Consider the following 22,639-nt stretch of genomic DNA (forward strand, 5'->3'; position numbering starts at 1 on the left):
CGGTTCACTAGACCGCGTGTCAAAGCCGCCCCGGATCGTCGACGTCGTCGTGGTCGGAGCGGGCTTTGCCGGGCTCGCCGCCGCGCGCGAGCTCAACCGGCAGGGCCACGACGTGGTGGTCTTCGAGGGCCGCGACCGGGTCGGTGGGCGGTCGCTGACCGGCAACGTCGCCGGATTGCCGGCCGACCTGGGCGGCACTTTCGTCGGGCCGACCCAAGACGCCGTGCTGGCGATGGCGGCCGAACTCGACGTTCCCACCACGCCCACGCACCACGACGGCAAGAATCTGATCCACTGGCGCGGCTGGACGCACGCGTATCGCGGCACCATTCCCAAGCTGTCCCTGACCGGCCTGCTGGACATCGGCCGACTGCGCTGGCAGTTCGACCGGATCGCCCGCGGCGTCCCGCTGGCGGCCCCGTGGGACGCCCGCCGGGCGCGCGAACTCGACGGCCTGTCGCTCGGCGGCTGGCTGCGCTCGGTGCGGGCAACCGCCTCGTCGCGCGACCTGCTGGCGATCGTGGCGCGGGTGACCTGGGGGTGCGAGCCCGACGACGTGTCGATGCTGCACGCCGCCCGCTACGCGCACGCGGCCGGCGGCCTGGACCGACTGCTCGACGTCGAGGACGGCGCCCAACAGGACCGCTTTCCCGGCGGCACGCAACAGATCGCCGAAGCCGCGGCCGCCGAACTGGACACGCGGGTGGTGCTGGGCGCACCGGTGCGGCGCATCGAACGCCACGGTGCGGGCGTGACCGTGACGACCGATGTCGGCGAGACCGAAGCCGGCTTCGTCATCGTCGCGATCCCGCCGGCCCATCGCGCCTCGATCGAGTTCACTCCCCCGCTGCCCGCCGAGTACGAGCAGCTCGCCCGGCATTGGCCCCAGGGCCGGCTGTCCAAGGCGTACGCGGCCTATTCCACGCCGTTTTGGCGGGCCAACGGCTTTTCCGGCCAGGCGCTGTCCGACCGGGGCCCCGTTTTCATCACGTTCGACGTCAGCCCGCACCCGGACGGTCCGGGCATCCTCATGGGTTTCGTCGACGCCCGCGCGTTCGACTCACTGCCCGGCGACCAGCGCCGTCGCGACGTGTTACGTTGCTTTGCAACGCTTTTCGGTGACGACGCACTCAAACCGCTCGACTACGTCGATCATCGTTGGGGCGCAGAGGAATTCGCGCCGGGCGGCCCGACCGCGGCGGTGCCGCCGGGGTCGTGGACGCGGTTCGGGCGGTGGCTGCGCGAACCGGTCGGCCCGATCCACTGGGCGGGCACCGAGACCGCCGACGAATGGACCGGGTTCCTCGACGGGGCGATCAGGTCCGGCCAGCGTGCGGCCGCCGAGATCACCGCGCTGCTATGAGCTGATCCGGCTGGTCGCCGCTTGGTGGATCGCCGCTTCGGCCAGCGTGCGCAGCTGGCGGCTCACCTCGCGCGGGTGCTCGAGCATCGAGCAGTGCCCACCGGGCAGCTCCACCAGACCGATCAGATTGGGCACGTCGCGTGCGATCCGGCGGGACTGGCTGATCGGTGTCAGCCGGTCGCGTTCGCTGCCGATGACCAGCGTCGGCACCGTCAGCCCGCTCAGGTCGAGATAGCGGGACCCCATCGACGTGACCAGCGCCCGCGCGCAGCCGGCCCGGCCCCGCGGCGACGTGTTCTCGAAGAGCTCGTAGACGAGGCGGGCGATGCTCGGGTCGGCGTCGCGCCCGGTCGCCAGCATCGCGACCACATAACGGCTCGGGATGCGGGCCGCACCCGGGACGGGAAACCCACCAAAGACGCCGATGAGGGCCTGCCCGGCGAGCACCCGCGCCGGCGACAGCCCGTGGGGCACCGCGAGAAGTTGCACGTTGCGAATCAGGTCGCCGCTCGTGGTGTTGATCAGCGCGACGGCGTCGGCGCGCCGCGGAACCTTGTGCCGGTAGCGCTCCGACCACGCGGCGATCGTGATGCCGCCCATCGAGTGGCCGGCCACCACCGCCCGTTCATGCGGCGCCAGCGTCGCGTCTAGCACCGAATCCAGATCGGACGCAAGGTGTTTGAGGCTGTACGCCTTGGCCCGCGGTACGCCGCTGCGGCCGTGCCCGCGATGGTCGAACGCGATCACCCGGTAGTCGCCGGCCAGGTCGACGATCTGGTAGGCCCACGCGCGGATCGCGCACGTGATGCCGTGCGTCAAGACGATCGGATAACCGTCAGCAGGCCCGAACACCTCCGCGTGCAGCCAGGTGCCGTCGGCCGCGCGGACCGGCAGGGTCTCGCTCGGTGGCAGCCGTTCGGGGAACGGGTCAAAGGCGCGTACCGCCCGTCGAGCACTCATGCGCCGCTCCCCCCTCGAACACGGCCCCGCCGCCGCAGCTAAGGATGAGACGATTTTATCCCGACATTCGGTATGGGTTTGGGAAATCCGGCTCTTCGGGTACCACATCGCGCTGACCGACGTACGGACGTGGATCCGCCCGGCTCCGGCCACCGCGACCGGCGCGGTGCTCGGTGGGCGCTATGCCGCGAAGCAACTGCTGCACCGGGTGAGCGGTTGATCGCGCGGCCGTCACGCCGGGGTCTGCTGGCGCAGCGTGGTGTGGGGGCTTTGCCCGTAGGTCTGCCGGTACAGCACCGCGAACCGCCCGGTGTGCGCGAACCCCCACCGCTGGGCGATTTCGGTGACGGTCGAGGTGCCCGCCGACGCCGCGATCAGCTCTAGATGGGCGCGGCGCAGCCGGACACGGCGCATGTACTCGGTGGGTGTGGTGTCGAGTTGGCGGCGGAACAGGTACTGGACCGCCCGGGGGGTCAGATGCACCGCGGCCGCGACATCGTTGATGCCGATGTCCTCGGTGGTGTGACGGTGGATGAAAGACACCGCCTCCTTGAGCGTTTCGGGCAGCGTGCCGTCGCCGCCCGGATCCTGCTCGGTCAGATTGGATGGATAACACTCGAGCAGCGCGCCGGCCAACAGGTTGGCCATGCCCGCGGCGATCATCGGTTGCTGGGCGGTGTCGGCACACGCCAACGTCGTCAACACGTAGTCGAGCGCGCGATGCCAGGCCCGCACGGCGGCACGCGAACGTGGTCGCCACTTCAAGAACTGGGTCCGTTGCGACAGCGCCGTGTGCCATTCGGCGGCGACCGCGTGCAGCACCTCCGCCGCGAGGACAACCACATCGAAACGTGCCCCGTTGCAGTGCAATACACACGACATGCCGTGCGCGACGAGGATGGGGAAGTCCGCGGTCGCCGAGGGGCCGCCCGCGACGCTCAACGATCCCGCGCGCGGCTGTATGACGACAACGGTGTCGCCCGCCGGGATCTCGAGCGTCAATCGACCCTGGATCGCCACCTCGTCCACCGTCATCGATCCGGTGTCCCGGCGCCGATGCGACACCGCGCAGTGTCCGGTGAAGCCGGAGAGCCGCCAGCCCGGCCGATAGGCGGCGGCGAAAAGCCGGCGCGCAGCCCGCGCATCGATGCCGCGAAACTGCTTGTATTCCACCGCGACTGGCTGAACCCCGTGCTCGTGCTCACCTCCGAGCTCGGGACGTGCGGGGCGGTACTCGGCCCGGGTCTCCTCGCCCGCGGAACCCAGGAGCCCCCCAGAGGGCAAACTGGCGGTCGCGCGGGTCGCGGTGGTCATGGCCGGCTCGGAGGAAAGACCGGGGGCAGCCTCGTCATTGCATCACCGTGCCGCCGTCGAGGACAGATCTGTGGATGCCCAACCCTGCGCGCCCAGGCTCTGGTAGACATTCAGCGCGTCGAGCGCGATTCGCTCCCATGCGAAGCGTGACTGTGCGCGGCTGCGTCCGGCCGCGCCCATGCTTTCGCACTGAAAGCGCTGGGCGAGAAGCCGTCTCAGCGCGGCTGCCAGGCCGACGGGATTCTCCGGGGGCAGTATGACGCCGGTGATGTCGTCGAGGACGACGTCGGCGAGGGCGCCCACCGTCGCGGCGACCACCACCACGCCACTGGCCATGGCCTGCAACGCGGTCGAGGGGCGCAACGGTTCGCGAGGGGTGCACACCATGACATCGGCGGACCGGACCCACATCGGCATTTCGTTGCCGGGGATCGTGCCCGCGAAGCGGACGCGGTCGGCAACCCCGAATTCCTTGGCGAGATACTGCAGCTGGGCCCGCGCGTCGTCGTGCGCGGGGTTGGTCGCCTCGGTTTCCGCAATGACCAACTCCGCTCCGGGGACGCGGTACAGCGCGCTGATCGCAATGTCAAAACCGTTATGCTGCAGGGGGTTCGGCGCTATGCAGAGAACACGCTGCAGCCCGTCACGGGCAATTGCGGGACCGGCCGGGGTGTATCGCTCGGAATCCACCCCGCAGGTCAACGCGGACACCCGCGCCCGGCTGCGGCGCAGTTGGGCCAGGAGGTCGACGTCGGCGCTGCTCTCGCCGGTCGCCCAGGCGGCGCCGCGCGCCAGCAACGGCTCGATGCGCCGGCGTTCGCTCCCATTCCCCGCGTGGGCGCCTGATGCCGTGGCGAGGCCCAAGAACGTCTGCACTACCGGGACACGCTGACGTCGTGCGGCCAGCTGGGCGGCCAACCCGCCCAGCCACCCGTACGCGTGCACGACGTCGGGTTGTTCCTTCGACCAGACCCGCTCGAGTCTGGCCGCCCAGTCCCCGACGTAGGGCAGCACGTCGGTGGCGGAGGCCGCGGCGCGCGGACCGACGGGAACCGACACGCTGCGGCAGGCACCGGCCCTGGCACGCCGCCGGCCGTTTTGCCGCAGGCAGACCACCGCATCGTGCCCCTGGGTGGTCAGCGCGGCGCCCAGCTGCTCGGGGTCCTCCCCGACCACGTCATCGCCGCTGACGATTGCGATCTTCACTCGCGGTTCCCTCCGCGCACGTCATCCATCCACCCCGACATCACCTGGGCATACCACCCTGGGGCGTCCGCGAAACGAACAAGATCACCGCTTCGTTTGGTGGCCGGGAATTCGGTTGATGGACCACACGTGTGCTGGCGTGGACTGCTAGCCCAGAACCTCCATCAGCAGCAGGGCGCCGCCGACCGTGCCGATGTTCGAACGAAACGGCGTGCAGGTGACCCGCACCCGAGCGGGGCGCCCGCGCCGGTTGACCGCGTCCACCACGACTTCCCCGGAGGTGTCGGGGTCGACGAAGGCGTTCCCGATCAACGGCAGCACGCCGTCGAGCGGCAGGCCGATGTCGAGGGCGGTCAGCCGCGACCCGAGCGTCTCGTCGGCGCGGAGCCCCCACAGGTCTTCGCAGCCGCGGTTCCACAGAACGATCTTCATTTCGCGGTCCACCACCACCATGCCGCTCTGGATCGAGTCGACCAGGGAATCCTGGAAGCTCTTCGCCTCGTCCAGTTCCAGGCTGCGTTCGCGCAGCATGTCGTTGATGGTTTGCAGTTCGTCGTTGGTGGACTGCAGCTCCTCGTTCATCGTCTCGAGTTCTTCGTTGGTGGACTGCAGTTCCTCGTTGGTGGTCTCGAGTTCCTCGACCGTGGATTGCAGTTCCTCATTGGTGGTTTCGAGCTCTTCGTTGGTGGACTGCAGCTCTCCGTAGGCGGCCTCGAGCTGGCGGTTGGTTTGCACGACCTTGTCCAGGAGAGCCCGCGTCGCGGTGACGTCGAAGAAGACGATCGACACGCCGAGCAGACCGTTCTCGGCGTCGACGAGCGGATTCACGTGGATCTCGAACCACACCGTCTCGGTGCCCGGCCGCTGCCATTTGACGTCCTGGATCCGCGACGGACGGCGCTCCACCTTGGCCTGCTCCACGTAGGCGCGCAACTCCACCGGACGATAGGAGACCTCGAGATCACGCAGCAGCCGGCCGATGTCGCGCGCCGAGAGGCCGAACAGGGTTTCGGCCTGCTGGTTGATCATGGCGACGATGTCCTCGCCGGTCACCACGATCTGGGCCACCGGGCTGGCGCGGAAGGCCAGGTCGCGCACGGTCGCCAGGCCCGGCAGCTCCGCGTGGCGTTCGTAGAACGCCCCGCCCGGCTCGTAGCGATCCGCGCCGACATGGGTCCCGGCCGCCTTGCGGAAGATTCGATGTTTCAGGCTCACCGGCGTGAATCGGTCACCATGACTGAGGAGCATCTCGGCGTGCCCGAGAAACAGCGTGCCCTGGGGCGTGAGCGCAAAGTGTAGACGCCCCAACACATTTCGCTGCGTCTCCGCGTTGAGATACATCAACGCGTTGCGGCACACCAGAAGGTCGACCCGTGATATCGGCGCATCCGTGACCAGGTCATTGCGGCCGAAGATCACCGCCCGGCGCAGGTCTTTGCGAAAGACGTAGCGGCCGTTGACCTGCTCGAAGTAGCGCCCGAGCATTTCCGGCGGCACGGACTCGACCGCCTTGGCGTCGTAGGACGCCCCGCGCCCCTCGCCGAGTGCATCTTCGTCGACATCCGTGGCATAGATTTTGACCCGCTGGCGAAACTCCTCGGCTCCCAGCGCCTCGGCCAGCATCATGGCCAGCGTGTAGGCCTCCTGGCCCGACGCGCATCCGGCGCTCCACACCCGGATCGGGTCGTCGGGTCCCCGCTCGGCCAGCAGCCGCGGGATGACCTCGGCGCCCACGTAGTCCCAGGCCTCCGCGTCGCGGAAGAACGACGTGACGTTGATCAGGATGGTGTTGAAGAGCGCGGTGAATTCGTCCGAGCTGGCCTGCAGAAAGTCAAGGTACTCCTCGAACGAGGTGTAACCCGCCTGGTCCATCCGGCGACGGACGCGGCGCATCAGTGAGGTGCGCTTGTAGCCCGTGAAGTCGAAGCCCCGCGAATCGCGCATATAGCGCAACAGGGCCTCGAAAGCCTCGTCAGTGGTGGATTCCAATGCAAGTCCCGTCCGACAACGGTTCGACGAAGGACTTGAACACTACTCGCGAAATCAGAGGCGGTTTTCCCGACCGACCATCGCCCACACCGTCTTGCCCGACAGCGTGGGGGTGGCCCCCCACCGGCGAGACACCGCGGACACGATCGCCAGACCGGAGACGACGTGTGCGCCGCGGTCGGCATCTTCGTGCCGGCCCGGCAGATGCGGGCTGTTGTCCTCGACCGCGACCGTGACGGTGTCCTGATAGCTCTCGACGATCAGCACGGGCGCGCTCTCGGTGTGGTCGAGGACGTTTTCGACGAACACGGTCGCCACGGTGGCCGCGACCGCGATCACCTCGCGAATGTCCCAGTTGGTCAGCCAATCGGCGACGACGGCACGGGCGAGATCGATGCTGGCGCTGGATCGCGACAGCTCGGTGCGGGCCCGTCGCCGGACCTTGAGGGACTCCCCGTGCACCGCCTCCAGCGCGAGCTTGCGGTCCGGATGCACCGGCACATACCGGGTGACCCCGGCCCTGGTGAGCGCCCGGCGCACCGCCGGATGTTCACATACCAGCAGGATCGGGACGTCCGGCCACACGCTGACGTGCCAGCGAGCGCTGGTGAACACCGCCCACGCCGAGGCCGACGGCGCATGCAGACCGTTGATGTCGACGATCACCGCGGGCGGCGCGTCGATCGCGGCCTTGATCACGGCGTCGCGGATCGTTCGATACGAAGAGCTGTCCAGCACGCCCTCCACCCTCAGGATGGGCGCATCCTGACGGGGTTCCAACGCTACCCGCGGGGCGGGCGGGCGATCGGTCATCCGGCTTCACCCGGATGACGGGCCGCGCCCGACAGCCGGTCGCTGAGCACGTGCAGCGCGCGTTCGGTTTCCTCGGCGATCGCCGAGTAGCGGCGGACGAGCAGTCCCGGCCCGGCCCTGTCGGCCATGTCCCTTGCGAGCCGGGCCTTTTCCTGCAGGCTGCGCACCGCGATCCACAGCGCCCCCTCGAGCTCGTTGTCCCGCGCGCCGAGCAACGCTTCGGCCGTCCAGGCGTGGCCGACCTGGCAGCGGAAGTTGCCCTCACTGATGGAAACCAGCGAACCGTTGCAATCGGGGCAGGTGTAGCCGGACGGCGACCCCAGTTTTTCCGTGTCGAAGTCGGTCGCGAACCGCGACCTCATGGCGATGCGGTTCTCGAGCTCCATCGCGGCGTCGCGCTCCATGGCAAAACCCTCTATCTCTCGGTGCGACAGCTCTTTGAGGACCGCTCCGATGTCGGCCGCGTCGGCCTGCCGATCCACCACGCCGGCCTCGGCGGCGTTGACGGGCATCGCGGGGAACAAGGCGTCCTCGGGTGACTGGCCGATGGTGGTGCCGCCTCGGGCACGGATGGCTCCCATTCCCAGCACGCCGTCGTCGAGCACGCCGGACAGCAGCACGCCGATCGCGCGGGGCCCGAACGCGACGGCGACCGATCGGAACAACGCATTGATCGCCGGCCGATGCCCGTTCTCGGTGGGCCCCTGGGACAGCAGGACGTGATGGTCGGAGACGAGCAGGTGGCGATCGGGAACTCCGACATAGATGTGTCCCGGCTCCAGCGGCGCGCCGTCCTGCGCGGCGACCGCGGGCAGCGGCCCGCTGCGGTCGATGATGCGCGCCAGGATGCTGGGTGCGTCGGCGGGCACGTGCAACACCATCAAGTAGGCGAATGGCACATCCGGCGTCAGACCGGCGGCCAGATTCGACAGCGCTTCGACGCCGCCCGCCGAGGCGCCGATCGCCACTACACCGTTGAGGCCCTGGAGGTCGCCCTCGAGGTCGCCACCGTCCGCCGCCGCAATCACCACTTCCGTCTACCCGGATCGATGGTAGGCAACCGTCGACGCGATGGACAGGGCCGGATTCGGGCCGTTTTACACCGGTTTCGCTGTGGTACCCCACACCGTTGAGCGGCCCATCACAGCAAATCAGTCCCGATTCCACATCAGGCAGAGAGGGAGGCCATGGCCACCGACCAGAATCCCAAGCAGCGCGACCTGGAATCCGCACGGTTCCGCCGCGACACGGGATACCTGACGACCCAGCAGGGCGTGCGCGTCGACCACACCGACGATTCGCTGTCGGTCGGTGAGCGGGGACCGACGCTGCTGGAGGACTTTCACGCCCGGGAGAAGATCACCCACTTCGACCACGAGCGCATCCCGGAGCGCGTGGTGCACGCGCGGGGCGCCGGCGCCTACGGCTATTTCGAACCGTACGACGACTCGTTGTCGCAATACACCGCGGCGAGATTCTTGACCACTCCAGGTTTGCAGACCCCGGTGTTCGTGCGATTCTCCACGGTGGCCGGCTCGCGGGGTTCGGCCGATACCGTGCGCGACGTGCGCGGCTTCGCCACCAAGTTCTACACCGAACAAGGCAATTACGACCTGGTGGGCAACAACTTCCCGGTGTTCTTCATCCAGGACGGCATCAAGTTCCCCGATTTCGTGCACGCGGTGAAACCGGAGCCGCACAACGAGATTCCGCAGGCGCAGTCGGCCCACGACACGCTCTGGGACTTCGTGGCGCTGCAGCCCGAGACGCTGCACACCATCATGTGGCTGATGTCGGACCGGGCATTGCCGCGTAGCTACCGGATGATGCAGGGCTTCGGCGTGCACACCTTCCGGTTGGTAAACGACCGCGGCGAGGGCACTTTCGTGAAATTCCACTGGAAGCCGCGGCTCGGCGTGCACTCGCTGATCTGGGACGAATGCCAAAAGATCGCCGGCAAGGACCCCGATTACAACCGCCGCGACCTGTGGGAGGCCATCGAGTCGGGCCAGTACCCGGAGTGGGAGCTCGGCGTCCAGCTCGTTCCCGAGGAGGACGAGTTCAGCTTCGATTTCGATCTTCTCGACGCGACGAAAATCATTCCCGAGGAACAGGTTCCGGTGCGCCCGGTGGGCAAGATGGTGTTGAACCGCAACCCGGACAACTTCTTCGCCGAGACCGAGCAGGTCGCGTTCCACACGGCGAACGTGGTGCGGGGCATCGACTTCACCAACGATCCGCTGCTGCAGTTGCGCAACTTCTCCTACCTGGACACCCAACTGATCCGGCTGGGTGGCCCCAACTTCGCCCAGCTGCCGATCAATCGGCCGGTGGCCGAGGTCCGGACCAACCAGCACGACGGCTACGGACAGCACGCGATTCCGCAGGGCCGCTCCAGCTACTACAAGAACACCATCGGCGGCGGCTGCCCAGCGCTGGCCGACGAGAACGTGTTCCGGCACTACACCCAGCGCCTCGACGGGCAGACCATGCGTAAGCGGGCCGAGTCCTTCGAGAATCACTACAGCCAGGCGCGGATGTTCTGGATGAGCATGACGCGCGTGGAGGCCGAACACATCGTCGCCGCGTTCGCTTTCGAGCTCGGCAAGGTGGAGATGCCCGAGATCCGTTCGGCGGTGGTGGCACAGCTCGCGCGGGTCGACGGCGAATTGGCCGCCCAGGTGGCCGCGAAGCTGGGGCTTCCCGCGCCGCCCGAGGAGCAGGTCGACACGGTGACCGCCTCACCGGCGCTGTCACAGGTCACCGATGCCGGCGACACCATCGAATCGCGCAAGGTCGCCGTGCTGGCCGCCAACGGCGTCGATGTGGTGGGGACACAGCGCTTTATCGAGCTGATGGGACAGCGCGGGGCCGTGGTCGAGGTGTTGGCGCCGGTGGCCGGCGGCACGCTGGAGGGCGGATCCGGCGGCGAACTGCCCGTCGACCGGTCCTTCACGACGATGGCGTCGGTGCTCTACGACGCGGTCGTGGTGGCGTGCGGGCCGCGGTCGATCGCGACGCTGTCCAACGACGGGTATGCGGTGCACTTCGTGACCGAGGCCTACAAGCATCTCAAGCCCATCGGGGCGTACGGGGCCGGCGTCGACCTGCTGCGCACCGCCGGTATCACCAACCGCCTCGCCGAGGACACCGACGTGCTCAACGACCAGTCCGTCATCACCACCAAGGCCGCCGCCGACGAGTTGCCCGATCGCTTCGTCGAGGAATTCGCCGGCGCGCTCGCCCAACACCGTTGCTGGCAACGGCGCACCGACCCGGTTCCGGCCTAGCGCCGGTGTTTTCCCCGCGGCCGGGGCGGGCATAACTGAAAAGGTGTCTCATCGTGGACAGGAGGATGGATCATGCCGCGTTCGTCGATCAAGAACGAGAAGCTGTACCAGGATCTGCGCAAGAAGGGTGACTCCAAGGAGAAGGCCGCGCGGATTTCGAATGCGGCCGCCGGCCGGGGCAAGTCCTCGGTGGGCCGCAAGGGCGGAAAGTCCGGGTCTTACCAGGACTGGACCGTTCCGGAACTGAAGAAGCGGGCCAAAGAGCTTGGCATGTCAGGTTATTCGAGCCTGACCAAGGACAAGCTGGTGGCCAAGCTGCGTAATCACTGACGCGACAGGCCGAGTCGGTCGGCCAGCACCAAGAAGGCGACCGCGTAATCGTTTTCGGCGGTTTCCGCCTCGATGCGCTGCCAGTCCAGGCGTTCACGCACCGCGCGCACGGCCGGCAACAGCCGGGCGAAGTCGCAGTGATGCTCCCCCAGGGAGCGCAACTGCTGGACGAGCACCATGGTCGGGGGCAGCACCGGCATGCCGATTGCCAGGACCTCCTGCTGTTCGGCCTGATCCAGCGTCGCGGCGTCGACGGGCACGCCGTTGATGCGATGCAGGACGTCGACGAGCGTGTCGCCGGTGCGGGCCTTGAACAACCAGTCCTCCGGGGGACGTTCGATGGCGAAGCCCGCATTGGTCAGGGTGGCCACCGCCGTCTCCACGTCGGCCTCGGCCACCACGAGGTCCACGTCGTGGCTGGGTTCCGGTGCGCCGTAAGCCCATAACGCATAGCTGCCGGCCAGGGCGAAGCGCGGCCCATGTTCCTTGAGGGCCGAGGCGGCGCCTCTCAGCGCCTCTCGCAACCGCGAGGCGCAGCTGGTTGCGTCGGCATGTGCGTCGAGGGGTTCCATGGTGCATTAGGTGATACCCCGCGGGCCGGACCGGCAACCTGACGACGGACGGTCGTAAGGCCGTTTAACTTGCGCGCAACGGGGAAATCGTCCGTTATGTCAACCGCGGTGCCACGTTCATACGATGCTGCGGCCGTCGTGATTTCGGCCCCCTCCCCCGACCCCATCAGGCGAGGGGGAACGCTCCCGGTGGGCGGCCCGGCGTGACGGCGGGGCTGGTCGAGCACTGGCTCGAGTCCGGACGGCTCGAGCTTCCCCTGCCCGCGTCGGGACGCACGGCCGAACGCTGGCAGCGGCTGGCGCGGCTGGCCGAGGACAACATCGTCGCGGCCAGGATCGCCGAGTCGCACGTGGATGCGGTCGCGATCCTGCACGAGTTGGGCGGCAAGCCCCCCGACCCCGGTCAGCTGTGGGGCGTGTGGGCCGCCGAAGCGCCGGACACGGCGTTGACGGCAACCGACACCGACGGCGCGTTCACCCTGAACGGCACCAGGGTCTGGTGCGCGGGCGCCGGGTTCTGCACGCATGCGCTGGTGACGGCGCGGCTCGAGGACGGGACCCAAGGCCTGTTCGCGGTGACCGTGACCGACCCCGCCGTCAAGGCCCTGCCCAGCACCTGGTGGAACGCGGGGATGGCCGGCAGCGACACCAGGCCGGTCCAGTTCACCAACGCCCAGGCCGTCGCCGTGGGTGACCCCGGGGCCTACCTGAATCGACCGGGCTTCTGGCACGGCGCAATCGGTGTCGCCGCCTGTTGGCTCGGCGGTGCACGCAGGGTCGCCGACCCGCTATACCGCTGCGCCGCAAGCCGATCCGCCGACGCGTACTCGCTGGCGCACCTGGGCGCGGTGGACGCCGCGCTCGCCGCCAGTGACGCAATGCTGGCCGAGGCCGCGGCGCAGGTCGACACGGATCCGTTCGACCGATCCGGAACCGCGCAACTGCTGGCCCGCCGCGTCCGCACGGTAGTGGAACACGCTGTCGACGAAGCGATTACGCGCACCGGCCGGGCCCTGGGCCCCGGCCCGCTGTGCCAGGACGGACGGCACGCTCAACGGGTCGCCGACCTGAGCATCTACATCCGGCAGAGCCATGCGGAGCGGGACCTGGCCGAACTCGGGCAGCTGGCGGGCAGACAGGCGATGAGGGCGCCGTGAAAACCGCGCCGGCGGGCAACTGCGCGTTCGCGGCCGATCCGCTGACCCACGGCGGCACACCGGTGCCGTTGTGGCTGGCCGCTTTCGCCGAAAGTCCCCTGCCGACACTGGATCTGGCGGAGTGTCAACGGCTGATCGTCGTAGCCCCGCATCCCGACGACGAAACCCTCGGCCTGGGCGCGATGGCCACGCAGCTGAGCGCGCTGGGGGTTGACGTTCAGGTGGTCTCGGTCAGCGACGGCGGCGCCGCCCAGCCCGGCGTGTCGGTCACGGATCGACTTCGTATGGCAACCATCCGCAGATGCGAATTGGGCCGGGCGGCCAGCCTTTTGAATGTCCCCAGCCCGATCTCGCTGGGTTTTCCCGACGGTGAGCTGACCGATCACGAGGACACGCTGGCCGACACGCTGGCGGAGATCCTCGAGGGTGGCGGCCCGGCGACCTGGTGTGCGGCGACGTGGCGGGGGGACGGGCATCCCGATCACGAAGCCGCCGGGCGCGCGGCCTGGGCGGCGTGCGCCCGCACCGGCACGACGCTGCTGGAATATCCGGTGCTGATGTGGCATTGGGCGCGCGTCGCCGATCCTGCCGTGCCGTGGGATCGGGCCTATTCGGTGCCGTCACCGAGTTGGGCGATGGGCCGCAAACGCCGCGCGGCGCAATGCTATCGGAGCCAACTCGAGCCCGCCGGCGGGGAATCCTCGCCCACCTTGCCGGGTTTCGTGCTTGCGCGGCTGCTCGCGGTGGGCGCCGCGATGGGGGAACTCGTATTCCGGTGACCCCCGCGCCGACCCGCGACGAAATGCCGCGGTGAGTGCCCAGGCGGCAAAGTGGGTAGGTGAAAACCTATGCGCGTGGCGACCTTCAACATCCTGCATGGCCGCACGGTCGGGGACGGTGTCGACGTTGCGCGCCTGCGCGATTGCGTGCGCCGTCTCGATCCGGACGTGCTCAGCCTGCAGGAGGTCGACTGCGATCAGCCACGCTCCGAGCGGGCCGACCTGACCGCCGCGGCGGCAGAGGCCATGGGCGCGGTCGAGCACCGGTTCGTGGCGGCGATTTCCGGTACCCCGGGCGCGACCTGGATGGCCGCCACCGGCCGGGAACAACCCGGGACAGCCGCGTACGGAATCGCCCTGCTGTCCCGATACCCCGTGGCCAGTTGGCAGGTGTTGCGACTGCCCCGCATCCCGATGCGGTTTCCGATGTACCTGCCCGGCCCCAACCGGGTGATGATCGTCGACGAGGAGCCGCGGGCGGCAGTCATCGCGCAGCTGCGCACCCCGATGGGCGGGCTGACGGTTGCCAACACGCATTTGTCCTTCGTTCCGGGCTGGAACAGGCGCCAGCTGCTGCGGGTGATTCATGACCTGCGCGGCTTCCCCGGTCCACGGCTGCTGACCGGCGACCTGAACATGACGCCGAAAACCGTTGGCCGCTGGTCGGGTATGCGGGCGTTGGCCACCGCCGAAACGTTTCCCGCCGATAACCCCAACCGCCAGCTCGATCACATCTTGACCGACGATCCCCGGCTGCGCGGCGGAGCGGTCGACGCCAGCCCCATGCCGATTTCCGATCACCGACCGCTGGTGGTCGACCTGCAGCGAGTCTGAGCCCGCGGCGTCAGCACGGGCGATCGCCGGCCGATTTCATGGCACCCAGGACGCGCTCGATGTCGTACGTCGACGGCGCCTCGCCGGTGACCCTGATGATCTCCACTCCGACGTCGGCGCTGTCGACCGGGCGATGCTGGGGCGCAACAAGTTTGCGGGCGATGGCCATGACCTCGTCGTCGGCCACCCGTCGCGGCAACAACGCCAGCAGCGGCGCGTATCCGGTGGCCGGCGCGAGCGGCGGGCAGCCCGCACGCAGAAACGCGACAACCCTGGACACCCGAGCTTGAAGGTTCATGGTCCACCTCGCTCATCCACCGCCCGCCCGCTCCAGCGGGACACGGCAGGGATAACCAGGCGCGGCGGATTGAAACCGGTCCCGGACCGGACCCCTCGAGCAAGCGGCTTACTGGTTTTTCTTCTGGCGCTCTTCGGCCGCGTCCGCGCCGGCTCGCGCCGACTCGGCTTCGGCTTCCTTCTTGCCCGCGTCGCGTTGGGCGTCGGCTTTGTCTTGCTGAGCCCGGCCCTCGTCGGCAAGGTCGTCACGGCCGAGCACGGCCCCGCCGACCTCCTTGGCCTTGCCCTTCACGCCCTCGACGGCGCCCTGCACCGCTTCCTGCGGCCCGCTCTTCTGATCCCCATGGGTCGACCTCCCTCTCGGTGGTGAGTGACTTGCGCTCGATGGCACCTAGGGCGTTCCCGCCGCACGCCTCGCCAAACGCCCCGCCGTCGCATCCCACGCCCCACGTATCGGAGCGTCGATCGGTCGGTTTGAACGGGGTTTTACCGGGTAGTAGTACTAGCCGGCGGCGCGAAGGGGGGTGAAGGCGGTGACCACCATCGCCGTGATAGGGGCCACCGGCACGGCCGGGTCCCGCGTTGTCGCCCGGCTGAGGTCGCGCGACGTCGCGGTGGTCGAGATCTCACGCGAGCAGGGCGTCGATGTGTTCAGCGGGTTGGACCTGTGCGAGGCGCTCCAGGGCGTCGACGTGGCGATCGACGTGTCCGATCCGGTGCCGCCCGAGCCGTCCGACATCGGTCAATCTCTGGCCACCGCCTCCCACAACATCGTGGGCGCCTGTGCCATCCAGGAGGTGCATCGCCTGGTGGTGCCGACGATCGCGGGCATCGACGACCCGGAATTCGACGGCATCCCCTACTACGAAGGCAAACGGGCGGCGAAGAACATCGTGCTCGACGGCCCGGTGCCGACGACGATCGTGAAGTCCACCCAGTGGTATGAATGCGCCACCCACTGCGACGCGGTGAGCTGCGACGGTGACGAGGTGATCGTCGAGGACTGGCTGATTCAGCCGATCGCCGCCGACACCGTCGCCGACGTGCTCGTCGAGGCGGCGCTGGGACAGTCGCACACCCCGCGCACCATCACCGGCCCGCACCCCATTCGCCTGCCCGAGCTGACATCGAAACTGCTTGCCCAGCAAGGCGATGGCCGGCAGGTGCGGACCGTGCGGCCCGCGGTGGCCGCGCTCGCCAACGGGGCGCTGTTGGCGTCCGGGCACGCGGTGGTCGTCGGTCCCGACGTCGACACGTGGCTACGGACGTTGGCGCCGAGCACCGACGGGCACCATGCGGCCGACGGCGAAAAACCCGGCGGGGCTTAGCTCACAGCAGCAGCGCACAACTGACGACGATCATCCCGCCGGTGACGAACGCGGCGTAGTCGTTGATGCTCCCGGTGTGGACGCGCCGCAGCCACCCCAGCGATCGCGCAACGCCGTCGCGCCGCAGCGCCAGCACCAGCAGCGCCACCCCGAGGATCAACTCGATGGCGATGGTTCCCAACGTCTTCGGTTCGAAATAGCCGAATCCCACGCCGGGGTCCGGCAGCGTGACCGCCGACCCCAGGGCGCCCGCCGCATATCCGGCCGGGTCGAGCAGCCCGGCGGTAGCGGGGCCGGCGACGTGCGCGACGAACGGGCCGGCCAGCACGCCGAAGCCCAGGCAGCACGCGCTCAACATGATCAGGCTGGCCTTCATGCCCGGCCGGATCGGCTCCAAATGGGCGTATGCCCGGTTCCGGCGGCGGTAGAAGCCCAGGTATGCGGCGCGCCCCAGGGCGGCGACGGTCAGGACCTGCGCCAGCAGCGCACAGCCCAGCACGGCGGGCCGGTCGGACAAACCCTTGTGTATCAAGCCAAGTGAGGCATAGCCGTTCAGCGGCGGCAGGCCGGCGATCGACAACACCCCGACCGTGAACGCCGCGGTCAGCAGCGGACGCCGACGCGCCAGCCCGCCCATCTCGGAGAGCTTGGTCAGCCCGGTGGCGTGCACCACCGCGCCGGCGCATAGGAATAGCAGCGCCTTGAACAGTCCGTGGTTGACCAGGTGATAGACCGCACCCGCGACGCCGTCCGCGGTCCTGCTCGCGAATCCCGTTGTCAGGACTCCGGTTTGGGCGACGGTGTCCCAGGCCAGCAATCGCTTGAGGTCGTCTTGCAGCAACGCCATCGCCGCGCCGACCAGCGCCGAGGCCAGGCCGAGTCCGGTCAGCAGCGCCGGCAGCGACGGCAGGTTCACGAATACCTGCAGCCTGAGGCGGGCCAGCGCCACCACCCCGAGGTCGACCATCAGCGCCGAGAACAGCGCCGACACGGCGCCCGGGACGGGGGTGTGAGTGTCGGGCAGCCAGGCATGGAACGGCACCAGGCCGGCCTTGGTCGCGAAGCCCGCCACCAGAAACGCGACCGCGAGCAGCGTCGCCCTGGTGGCACCGGTGGCGACGGCGCCGTGCAGTTGCCCGAAGTTCAGCGCCCCGGTCGCCGAGTAGAGCATCGCGCTGCCGATGAAAACCGAGAAGCCGGCGATGCTGGTGAGGACCAGGTTTTTGAAGGCGGCCTCCACCGCGATGGGGCGTTCCAGAAAGAAACCGGTCAGGCCGTAGCTGGCCAGCGCGGCCACCTCGAACCAGACGAACAGATTGACCGTGTCGGCGGTGAGCGCGGCCCCGATCAGCGCGGCCAACAGCAGCTGCACCAGGCAGGCCAGGCCACCCAGCTCTCGGCGGCCGAGGTCTCCGAGTTCGGAAAGCGCGCTGACCACCAACACGATGCCCACCCCGGCGGCCAGCGTGGCGAAGGTGAGCCCGAAAGGGTCTGCCACCAAGGCGATTCCGAGCGACGCGCCCCGCACCGGGTGTTCGTTGGACAGGAAGTGCGTCAACAGATGACCGGTACCGGCGAACACGCGCGCGGCGACGCCCAGCAGCACCGCCAGCGATGCGCTCAACGCGGTCACCGCCACCCACAGCGGCGCCCGCGGCGCCCGCCGGGCGGCCAGCGGGGCCAGCACCGCGCCGATCAGCGGGAGCACCACTGGCAACGGGAGCAGCTGCGCGGGCGTCGGCACCGGCTCAGCCCCGCAGCTCGGTCAGGTCCGCCGCGTCGACGCTGCGGTAGTGCTGGGCCACCCGGACCACCACCGTCAAGAACACCGCGGTGATGGCCACCCCGATGACCACCGCGGTGATGCAGAAGTTCTGCAGCACCGGATCTGCCACATTCCCGGCAACCAGGTCTTTTTGAGTGCGCCCGCCCGGCAGCCCGGCGAGCACCGGCGCGGTCGAGTCGTTGCGATAGGCCATCGACACCAGCAGCAGATAGGTCGAGGACTCCATCAGTGACAGGCCGAGGACGATTTTGATCAGGTTGCGGCGCGACGTCACCGCGAACAAACCGAGGCAGAACAACACCCCGGCGGCGACGTAGTTGGCGACGATCATGATTCGTCCTCGTCGGGTGTCCAGTCATGTCCCATGCCCAGCAACGCGAACACCGCGATCGTGATGCCGGTGGCCACCTCCACCAACTCGGCGGCCGAGATCACCTGCAGCGTGCCACCGGCGCGGATCGTCTGTTGGGGCGCCAGCGGAAGCCAATTGTCCAGGAATGAACCGGTCAGCCACATGCCCACCAGGCCAACCCCGACAATGGCTGCGGCGCCGGCCATTTCGGCGACCTCCAGCGTCGCCGGGCGCACCGCGGCGCGCACCGCGCGGTGCCCGAGCGCCGTATAGAGCAGGACGACGCAGCCCGCCAGCACCACCCCGGCGGGAAAACCGCCGCCGGGCGTGTAGCCCCACGCGGCCAGGTAGACCCCGGCGACCGCCAGGATGACCGCGGCGACGCGCGCGCCCACTCGCACCACCACCGTCATCGCGACCGCCCGCTCCGGGGCGGGCGCGCCCAGCGCGTCGTCGTCGGCGTGCTCGGGGGCGGGCTCCGGCTCGTCCCGGCGCTCTTGGTCTTCCGCCGCACGCGCCTGTGACTCCCGCCGGTCGGGGCCTTCGTCGGGGTCGGCCTTCTCCTGCTCGGCGCGCCCGGCGCTGGCTTCGCCGACGAACTCCGATCGCGGTTCGCGGCCCCGCGAGAGCAGCAGCACCGCGACGACGGCGGCCAGCAACAAGAACGTCTCGCCGAACGTGTCGAAGGCCCGGCTGCCGTAGACCACTTCGCTGACCGCCTCGGTGGTCCCCCACCGCGGCAGAGCGATCGCCATCGCGTGTCTTGCGATGTCCGGCAACGCGTTTGAACCGTCGGGCAAGGCCGTGAGGCCGACGGCCACCACGGCGGCGAAACCGCCGACCAGCAGCCCGCCCAGCCACGCGCGATGCCACCCGGCCTCGCGCGGGGATCGTCGATCAGTCATCGCGGGCACCACCATCGTCGAGGGCCTCGCCCAGCTCACCCCGGTCGAAAACGTCGGTGCGAATCTTCCCGATGGCGATCAGGTACAGGACCGGCTGGGCGATCGCGCCGACCGCGACCGTGGCGAGCGCGACGTCCGGCGCGGCCATGACCACGAACAGCGCGCCCAGCACGGTGCCCATCGCCGACAGGGCCATCACCGAACCGGTGATGCTGCGCAGGAACACCACCAGCACCGCGCAGCCGATGACCAGCGCCAGGCACAGATAGTCGACCGCCCATAGCGATGTCACCGGCCCGCTCCGGGCCCCTCGGGCTGGTCGATGACCGCGCCGTGCCACATCGGCACCCCGGTCTTGTACGCCGCCCGCGCCAACGCGTGCGCGGCGATCGGATTGACCAGCAGGAGCAACACGGCGACCAGCAGCGCCCTCGAGCCGTACTCGGTGAAAGGCCCTTTGGCCACCGCCAGACCGGCCAACAGCGGTAACGCGCCGGCGGTGATTGTCTTGGAGGAACACTGGATTCGCGTGTAGACGTCGGGCATGCGCAGGATGCCGATCGCCCCGCTCAGCGAAAAGAACACTCCCACAACGCATAAGACGATCACTAGTGCGTCGGTGACGACGGAGCTCACAGCAGACCCCGCTCCAGGTACCGCGCCCACACCAGCGCGCCGAGGTAACTGAACGAGGCCAGCCACAGCGCCACGTCCAGATAAATCGCGCGGTCGGCCACGGCGGCGTAGAACAACACCACCAGCGCGCACTGCGTGGAGATGGTGTTCAGCGCGACCACGCGATCCGACACCGACGGCCCCCGCGCCAGCCGAATCAGCAGGACGCACGCCACCAGCAGCTGCGCGATGCAGACCCCCGAAAGCACGCCGCTCATCCGCTTCTCCCGCCCCGAGACCGGCTCACCGCGATCACTCGGCTCTCCAGCGGCCCGTTCACCGATTCCCGCGCCGGGCCGCGCGGCACGGCCATCGCGTGATACTGCAACAGGTGCCGGCCGCGATCGAGGTCGACGAACTGGTTGTCCACGACCAGGGACGTCAGCAGGCCCGTCGCGGCGAGTTCCCCGTCGGAGCGCGCCTGGGTCGGCACGATGATCATGCCCGAGCGCAGCGGCCGCGACGGCGACAAGATGCGGCGCGACAGCGACAGGTTGGCCGCCACGATGCGCGCCGCACAGGCGGCCGCGAGCGCCACCAGCGCGGCGAGGCGGCGCGGCGCCAACGCCGACCACGGCCCGGAGACCGGGCCCAGCGGAGCGAAAGCGAACCCGCACCCCACCGCGACCACCAGGCCGACCAGCAGGTTTTCCACTGTCGGGGTCCAGGTCAGCAGGATCCACACCGCGAAAGCCCACGCCGTCAGCGCCACCACCCGCTGCGCACGCGCCGCAATGCCCACCCCGATGCCCACCTTTCGCCCTCGTATCGCGGGGACGGTCCGGAATACCCGTCGCACGGCATGATCAACCGTCCACGGTCAGCGCACCGCGAATAACGATTGCGTCACGATCGACATCACGATTGGTTAAGAACGGGTGCGTTCTCTTAGAAATTTGCGGACCGCTTCACGGTTCGCTTAGCAAAGACGGCCGCGAGCGCCCTCAACGGCCCAAGCGCGCCCGATCGTTCGTCGTCAGCGAACATCGCCACTGTTTGCCTCCGCTACTTTGGATTTCGAGGATCGGGAGCCTCAGTCGAAAGAAATCCATTTCGTTTCGAAGGACAACAAACATCATGAAAATCAGCAGTATTGTCGCGCGCCGCCGAGTGGCCGGAGTCAGCGCCGGCTGCCTGCTCGGGGGGATGGCCATGGGCATCGTCGGCGCGCCGTCGGCTGCCGCGGCACCCGACTGCAGCCCCGCCGGTGTGAACTCCACCGTCTCCGCGGTGCAAGGATCCGCCGAGCAGTATCTGGCTGCGCACCCCGGGGCCAACCAGGTGGTGACGGCCGCCTATGGCCAGCCGCGCCCCGAGGCCGCATCGAGCCTGCGCAGCTACTTCACCGGGCACCCGCAGGAGTACTACGACCTGCGCGGCATCCTGGCGCCGATCGGCGAGACCGAACAGCAGTGCAATGTCACCGCCCTGCCGCCGTACCTGGAGTCGGCCTACCACGAGTTCATGGCCGGCTGATCCAGCCCACGAGACGACCCGCCACGACGTTGTGGCGGGTCGTTTCCGCGTTGACTCCCGAGCACCCGTGTGAACGGCTTTGCGGGCGGGTACTTCTGGCGAATATCGGTGCGGGCGGCGAACGGGAGTGGAGGGCCGATGATGCGACTGCGTCGCAGCGTGCTGAGCAAGCCGGGAATCGCGCGCAAGCGTCGCGGAAAGGGCTTCTCCTACTACGAGCCGGGCGGCAAGCCGGTTTCCGATCCGGAAACCCTGCAGCGCATCAAGGATCTGGTCATCCCGCCGGCGTGGAAGAAGGTGTGGATCTCGCCGCATCCGAACGGCCACATCCAGGCCGTCGGCGTCGACGCCGCCGGGCGCCGGCAGTACCTCTACCACTCCGCGTGGCAGGCCGAACGCGCCGAGGAGAAGTTCGACCGGGTGCTGGAACTTTCGACGCGGCTTCCCGCGTGCCGCGCCGAGATCGCCAAAGACCTTGCGCGCCACGGCTTGACCCGCAAGCGCGTGCTGGCGCTCGCGCTGCGGCTGCTCGACCGCGGTTACTTCCGCGCCGGCGGCGAGCAATACGCCGAGGAGCACGAGTCCTACGGGTTGTCCACCCTGCTATGTGAGCATGTGGTTGTCCGGCGTGACGCCGTCGAATTCGACTTTCCGGCCAAGAGCGGGGTTCGGCGCACCGTGGAAATCGAGGACCCCGACGTGGTCCGCGCGGTGCGTGCGCTGATGCGCAGGCCCGACCGCACCGAGCGATTGCTGGTGTGCCGCAACTCTTCCGGGTGGATCGATGTGCGCGCCGATGACCTCAACGCCCGATTCAAGGAGCTGGCCGGCGACGACTACACCGTCAAGGACCTGCGAACGTGGCACGGGACGGTGCTGGCGGCCGCGGCCTTCGCCGACGCCGACCCGGCGGTATCGGGCCGGGTGGCCAAGCGCGTCGAGGCCGCCGTGATGAAAGAGGTCGCCGAGGAGCTGGGCAACACGCCCGCGGTGGCGCGCGGTTCCTACGTGGATCCCCGCGTCGTCACCGGCTATGAGCAGGGTCTGACCATCGCCGCGGCGGCGCGCCGCGCCGAGCGCGCCAAATCGCCCGACCTGGCGCAGGAGATTCTGGACAAGGCCACCCGAATGCTGATCCGGCGCGTGGCCAAGGCCGACAGCGCCAACGGATCGTCCGGCCTGCGCAAGACGGCATGAACGATTCCCCACCGTC

General features: G+C 68.9%; 25 protein-coding genes. 9 read left to right on the forward strand and 16 right to left on the reverse strand.

Going from position 1 to position 22,639, the window contains the following annotated elements:
- Nucleotides 1–16 precede the first annotated feature (16 nt).
- The gene (locus W7S_RS19470) at nt 17–1,363 is read left to right on the forward strand and encodes a flavin monoamine oxidase family protein (RefSeq protein WP_008259483.1); all 1,347 of its coding nucleotides are present in this window, start codon (nt 17–19) and stop codon (nt 1,361–1,363) included.
- Here the strand turns inward: W7S_RS19470 and W7S_RS19475 are convergent.
- The 6 genes from W7S_RS19475 to W7S_RS19500 all read right to left on the reverse strand — a co-directional run bounded on the left by W7S_RS19475 (nt 1,358) and on the right by W7S_RS19500 (nt 8,676).
- Nucleotides 1,358–2,323: an alpha/beta fold hydrolase gene (locus W7S_RS19475; RefSeq protein ID WP_014712178.1), complete on the reverse strand. Its 966-nt coding sequence runs from the start codon at nt 2,321–2,323 to the stop codon at nt 1,358–1,360. The genes W7S_RS19470 and W7S_RS19475 overlap by 6 nt on opposite strands.
- 231 nt (nt 2,324–2,554) lie before the next feature.
- The gene (locus W7S_RS19480; RefSeq protein ID WP_014712180.1) at nt 2,555–3,637 is read right to left on the reverse strand and encodes a helix-turn-helix domain-containing protein; all 1,083 of its coding nucleotides are present in this window, start codon (nt 3,635–3,637) and stop codon (nt 2,555–2,557) included.
- Nucleotides 3,638–3,679: 42 nt separating this feature from the next.
- Nucleotides 3,680–4,843 (reverse strand): glycosyltransferase, encoded by a 1,164-nt coding sequence (locus tag W7S_RS19485; RefSeq protein ID WP_014712181.1) that lies wholly within the window; start codon nt 4,841–4,843, stop codon nt 3,680–3,682.
- A 147-nt stretch (nt 4,844–4,990) separates the two neighbouring features.
- Nucleotides 4,991–6,832 carry a CheR family methyltransferase gene (locus W7S_RS19490; RefSeq protein ID WP_014712182.1) on the reverse strand — a complete coding sequence of 614 codons (1,842 nt, stop codon included), beginning with the start codon at nt 6,830–6,832 and terminating at the stop codon, nt 4,991–4,993.
- A 54-nt stretch (nt 6,833–6,886) separates the two neighbouring features.
- Nucleotides 6,887–7,645, reverse strand: a complete 759-nt coding sequence (locus tag W7S_RS19495; protein ID WP_041297989.1) for an STAS domain-containing protein — start codon at nt 7,643–7,645, stop codon at nt 6,887–6,889.
- Complete coding sequence (locus tag W7S_RS19500; protein ID WP_014712184.1) at nt 7,642–8,676, reverse strand: chemotaxis protein CheB; 1,035 nt, start codon at nt 8,674–8,676, stop codon at nt 7,642–7,644. Before W7S_RS19500 ends, W7S_RS19495 begins: the two co-directional genes overlap by 4 nt.
- Before the next feature lie 156 nt (nt 8,677–8,832).
- On the opposite strand from W7S_RS19500, the gene W7S_RS19505 reads away from it, so the two are divergent.
- The gene (locus W7S_RS19505) at nt 8,833–10,935 is read left to right on the forward strand and encodes a catalase (RefSeq protein ID WP_014712185.1); all 2,103 of its coding nucleotides are present in this window, start codon (nt 8,833–8,835) and stop codon (nt 10,933–10,935) included.
- A gap of 72 nt (nt 10,936–11,007) precedes the next feature.
- Nucleotides 11,008–11,265 (forward strand): hypothetical protein, encoded by a 258-nt coding sequence (locus W7S_RS19510; protein WP_008259505.1) that lies wholly within the window; start codon nt 11,008–11,010, stop codon nt 11,263–11,265.
- Here W7S_RS19510 and W7S_RS19515 read toward each other — a convergent pair.
- Complete coding sequence (locus tag W7S_RS19515; protein ID WP_008259507.1) at nt 11,259–11,837, reverse strand: nucleotidyltransferase family protein; 579 nt, start codon at nt 11,835–11,837, stop codon at nt 11,259–11,261. The genes W7S_RS19510 and W7S_RS19515 overlap by 7 nt on opposite strands.
- Nucleotides 11,838–12,040: 203 nt before the next feature.
- Between W7S_RS19515 and W7S_RS19520 the strand changes: the two genes are divergently transcribed.
- The 3 genes from W7S_RS19520 to W7S_RS19530 all read left to right on the forward strand — a co-directional run bounded on the left by W7S_RS19520 (nt 12,041) and on the right by W7S_RS19530 (nt 14,607).
- Nucleotides 12,041–12,994: an acyl-CoA dehydrogenase gene (locus tag W7S_RS19520; protein ID WP_014712186.1), complete on the forward strand. Its 954-nt coding sequence runs from the start codon at nt 12,041–12,043 to the stop codon at nt 12,992–12,994.
- Nucleotides 12,991–13,773 carry a PIG-L deacetylase family protein gene (locus W7S_RS19525; RefSeq protein ID WP_014712187.1) on the forward strand — a complete coding sequence of 261 codons (783 nt, stop codon included), beginning with the start codon at nt 12,991–12,993 and terminating at the stop codon, nt 13,771–13,773. The genes W7S_RS19520 and W7S_RS19525 overlap by 4 nt, the downstream gene beginning before the upstream one ends.
- A 69-nt stretch (nt 13,774–13,842) precedes the next feature.
- The gene (locus tag W7S_RS19530; RefSeq protein ID WP_008259511.1) at nt 13,843–14,607 is read left to right on the forward strand and encodes an endonuclease/exonuclease/phosphatase family protein; all 765 of its coding nucleotides are present in this window, start codon (nt 13,843–13,845) and stop codon (nt 14,605–14,607) included.
- Nucleotides 14,608–14,617: 10 nt separating this feature from the next.
- On the opposite strand, the gene W7S_RS19535 is transcribed toward W7S_RS19530, so the two are convergent.
- On the reverse strand, nt 14,618–14,905 hold the full coding sequence (locus tag W7S_RS19535; protein WP_008259512.1) for a DUF3349 domain-containing protein: 288 nt from the start codon (nt 14,903–14,905) through the stop codon (nt 14,618–14,620).
- A 108-nt stretch (nt 14,906–15,013) separates the two neighbouring features.
- Nucleotides 15,014–15,217: a hypothetical protein gene (locus W7S_RS19540; RefSeq protein WP_014712188.1), complete on the reverse strand. Its 204-nt coding sequence runs from the start codon at nt 15,215–15,217 to the stop codon at nt 15,014–15,016.
- A 211-nt stretch (nt 15,218–15,428) separates the two neighbouring features.
- Between W7S_RS19540 and W7S_RS19545 the strand changes: the two genes are divergently transcribed.
- Nucleotides 15,429–16,232, forward strand: a complete 804-nt coding sequence (locus W7S_RS19545) for an SDR family oxidoreductase (protein ID WP_009957448.1) — start codon at nt 15,429–15,431, stop codon at nt 16,230–16,232.
- 1 nt (nt 16,233) lies between these two features.
- On the opposite strand, the gene W7S_RS19550 is transcribed toward W7S_RS19545, so the two are convergent.
- The 7 genes from W7S_RS19550 to W7S_RS19580 are packed head-to-tail and all read right to left on the reverse strand — an operon-like array spanning nt 16,234 to nt 20,704.
- A complete protein-coding gene (locus tag W7S_RS19550) occupies nt 16,234–17,976 on the reverse strand; it encodes a complex I subunit 5 family protein (RefSeq protein WP_014712189.1) in 1,743 nt (580 codons plus the stop codon).
- A 4-nt stretch (nt 17,977–17,980) separates the two neighbouring features.
- A complete protein-coding gene (locus W7S_RS19555; RefSeq protein WP_014380866.1) occupies nt 17,981–18,349 on the reverse strand; it encodes a sodium:proton antiporter in 369 nt (122 codons plus the stop codon).
- The gene (locus W7S_RS19560) at nt 18,346–19,290 is read right to left on the reverse strand and encodes an MnhB domain-containing protein (protein WP_014712190.1); all 945 of its coding nucleotides are present in this window, start codon (nt 19,288–19,290) and stop codon (nt 18,346–18,348) included. Before W7S_RS19560 ends, W7S_RS19555 begins: the two co-directional genes overlap by 4 nt.
- The gene (locus W7S_RS19565; protein WP_014712191.1) at nt 19,268–19,567 is read right to left on the reverse strand and encodes a hydrogenase subunit MbhD domain-containing protein; all 300 of its coding nucleotides are present in this window, start codon (nt 19,565–19,567) and stop codon (nt 19,268–19,270) included. Before W7S_RS19565 ends, W7S_RS19560 begins: the two co-directional genes overlap by 23 nt.
- A complete protein-coding gene (gene mnhG, locus W7S_RS19570; RefSeq protein WP_014712192.1) occupies nt 19,564–19,911 on the reverse strand; it encodes a monovalent cation/H(+) antiporter subunit G in 348 nt (115 codons plus the stop codon). The genes W7S_RS19565 and mnhG overlap by 4 nt, the downstream gene beginning before the upstream one ends.
- A complete protein-coding gene (locus tag W7S_RS19575; RefSeq protein WP_014383120.1) occupies nt 19,908–20,168 on the reverse strand; it encodes a monovalent cation/H+ antiporter complex subunit F in 261 nt (86 codons plus the stop codon). Before W7S_RS19575 ends, mnhG begins: the two co-directional genes overlap by 4 nt.
- The gene (locus W7S_RS19580) at nt 20,165–20,704 is read right to left on the reverse strand and encodes a Na+/H+ antiporter subunit E (protein WP_014712193.1); all 540 of its coding nucleotides are present in this window, start codon (nt 20,702–20,704) and stop codon (nt 20,165–20,167) included. Before W7S_RS19580 ends, W7S_RS19575 begins: the two co-directional genes overlap by 4 nt.
- A gap of 323 nt (nt 20,705–21,027) precedes the next feature.
- On the opposite strand from W7S_RS19580, the gene W7S_RS19585 reads away from it, so the two are divergent.
- Together W7S_RS19585 and W7S_RS19590 are read left to right on the forward strand one after the other, a co-directional pair.
- Complete coding sequence (locus W7S_RS19585; protein WP_014712194.1) at nt 21,028–21,426, forward strand: heme-binding protein; 399 nt, start codon at nt 21,028–21,030, stop codon at nt 21,424–21,426.
- Between the two features lie 141 nt (nt 21,427–21,567).
- Nucleotides 21,568–22,623, forward strand: coding sequence for a DNA topoisomerase IB (locus W7S_RS19590; RefSeq protein WP_041298260.1), 1,056 nt, complete (start codon nt 21,568–21,570; stop codon nt 22,621–22,623).
- Nucleotides 22,624–22,639 lie beyond the last annotated feature (16 nt).

The sequence above is a fragment of the Mycobacterium sp. MOTT36Y genome (assembly GCF_000262165.1).
GTDB lineage: Bacteria > Actinomycetota > Actinomycetes > Mycobacteriales > Mycobacteriaceae > Mycobacterium > Mycobacterium intracellulare.

Excerpts from the sequence above, each read along its gene's own strand:
- W7S_RS19475 (WP_014712178.1), bottom strand. The coding sequence starts at position 2,323 with ATGAGTGCTCGACGGGCGGTACGCGCCTTTGACCCGTTCCCCGAACGG.
- W7S_RS19480 (WP_014712180.1), bottom strand. The coding sequence starts at position 3,637 with ATGACCACCGCGACCCGCGCGACCGCCAGTTTGCCCTCTGGGGGGCTC.
- W7S_RS19495 (WP_041297989.1), bottom strand. The coding sequence starts at position 7,645 with ATGACCGATCGCCCGCCCGCCCCGCGGGTAGCGTTGGAACCCCGTCAG.
- W7S_RS19505 (WP_014712185.1), top strand. The coding sequence starts at position 8,833 with ATGGCCACCGACCAGAATCCCAAGCAGCGCGACCTGGAATCCGCACGG.
- W7S_RS19510 (WP_008259505.1), top strand. The coding sequence starts at position 11,008 with ATGCCGCGTTCGTCGATCAAGAACGAGAAGCTGTACCAGGATCTGCGC.
- W7S_RS19515 (WP_008259507.1), bottom strand. The coding sequence starts at position 11,837 with ATGGAACCCCTCGACGCACATGCCGACGCAACCAGCTGCGCCTCGCGG.
- W7S_RS19530 (WP_008259511.1), top strand. The coding sequence starts at position 13,843 with ATGCGCGTGGCGACCTTCAACATCCTGCATGGCCGCACGGTCGGGGAC.
- W7S_RS19535 (WP_008259512.1), bottom strand. The coding sequence starts at position 14,905 with ATGAACCTTCAAGCTCGGGTGTCCAGGGTTGTCGCGTTTCTGCGTGCG.
- W7S_RS19555 (WP_014380866.1), bottom strand. The coding sequence starts at position 18,349 with ATGATCGTCGCCAACTACGTCGCCGCCGGGGTGTTGTTCTGCCTCGGT.
- W7S_RS19560 (WP_014712190.1), bottom strand. The coding sequence starts at position 19,290 with ATGGTGGTGCCCGCGATGACTGATCGACGATCCCCGCGCGAGGCCGGG.
- W7S_RS19575 (WP_014383120.1), bottom strand. The coding sequence starts at position 20,168 with ATGAGCGGCGTGCTTTCGGGGGTCTGCATCGCGCAGCTGCTGGTGGCG.
- W7S_RS19585 (WP_014712194.1), top strand. The coding sequence starts at position 21,028 with ATGAAAATCAGCAGTATTGTCGCGCGCCGCCGAGTGGCCGGAGTCAGC.
- W7S_RS19590 (WP_041298260.1), top strand. The coding sequence starts at position 21,568 with ATGCGACTGCGTCGCAGCGTGCTGAGCAAGCCGGGAATCGCGCGCAAG.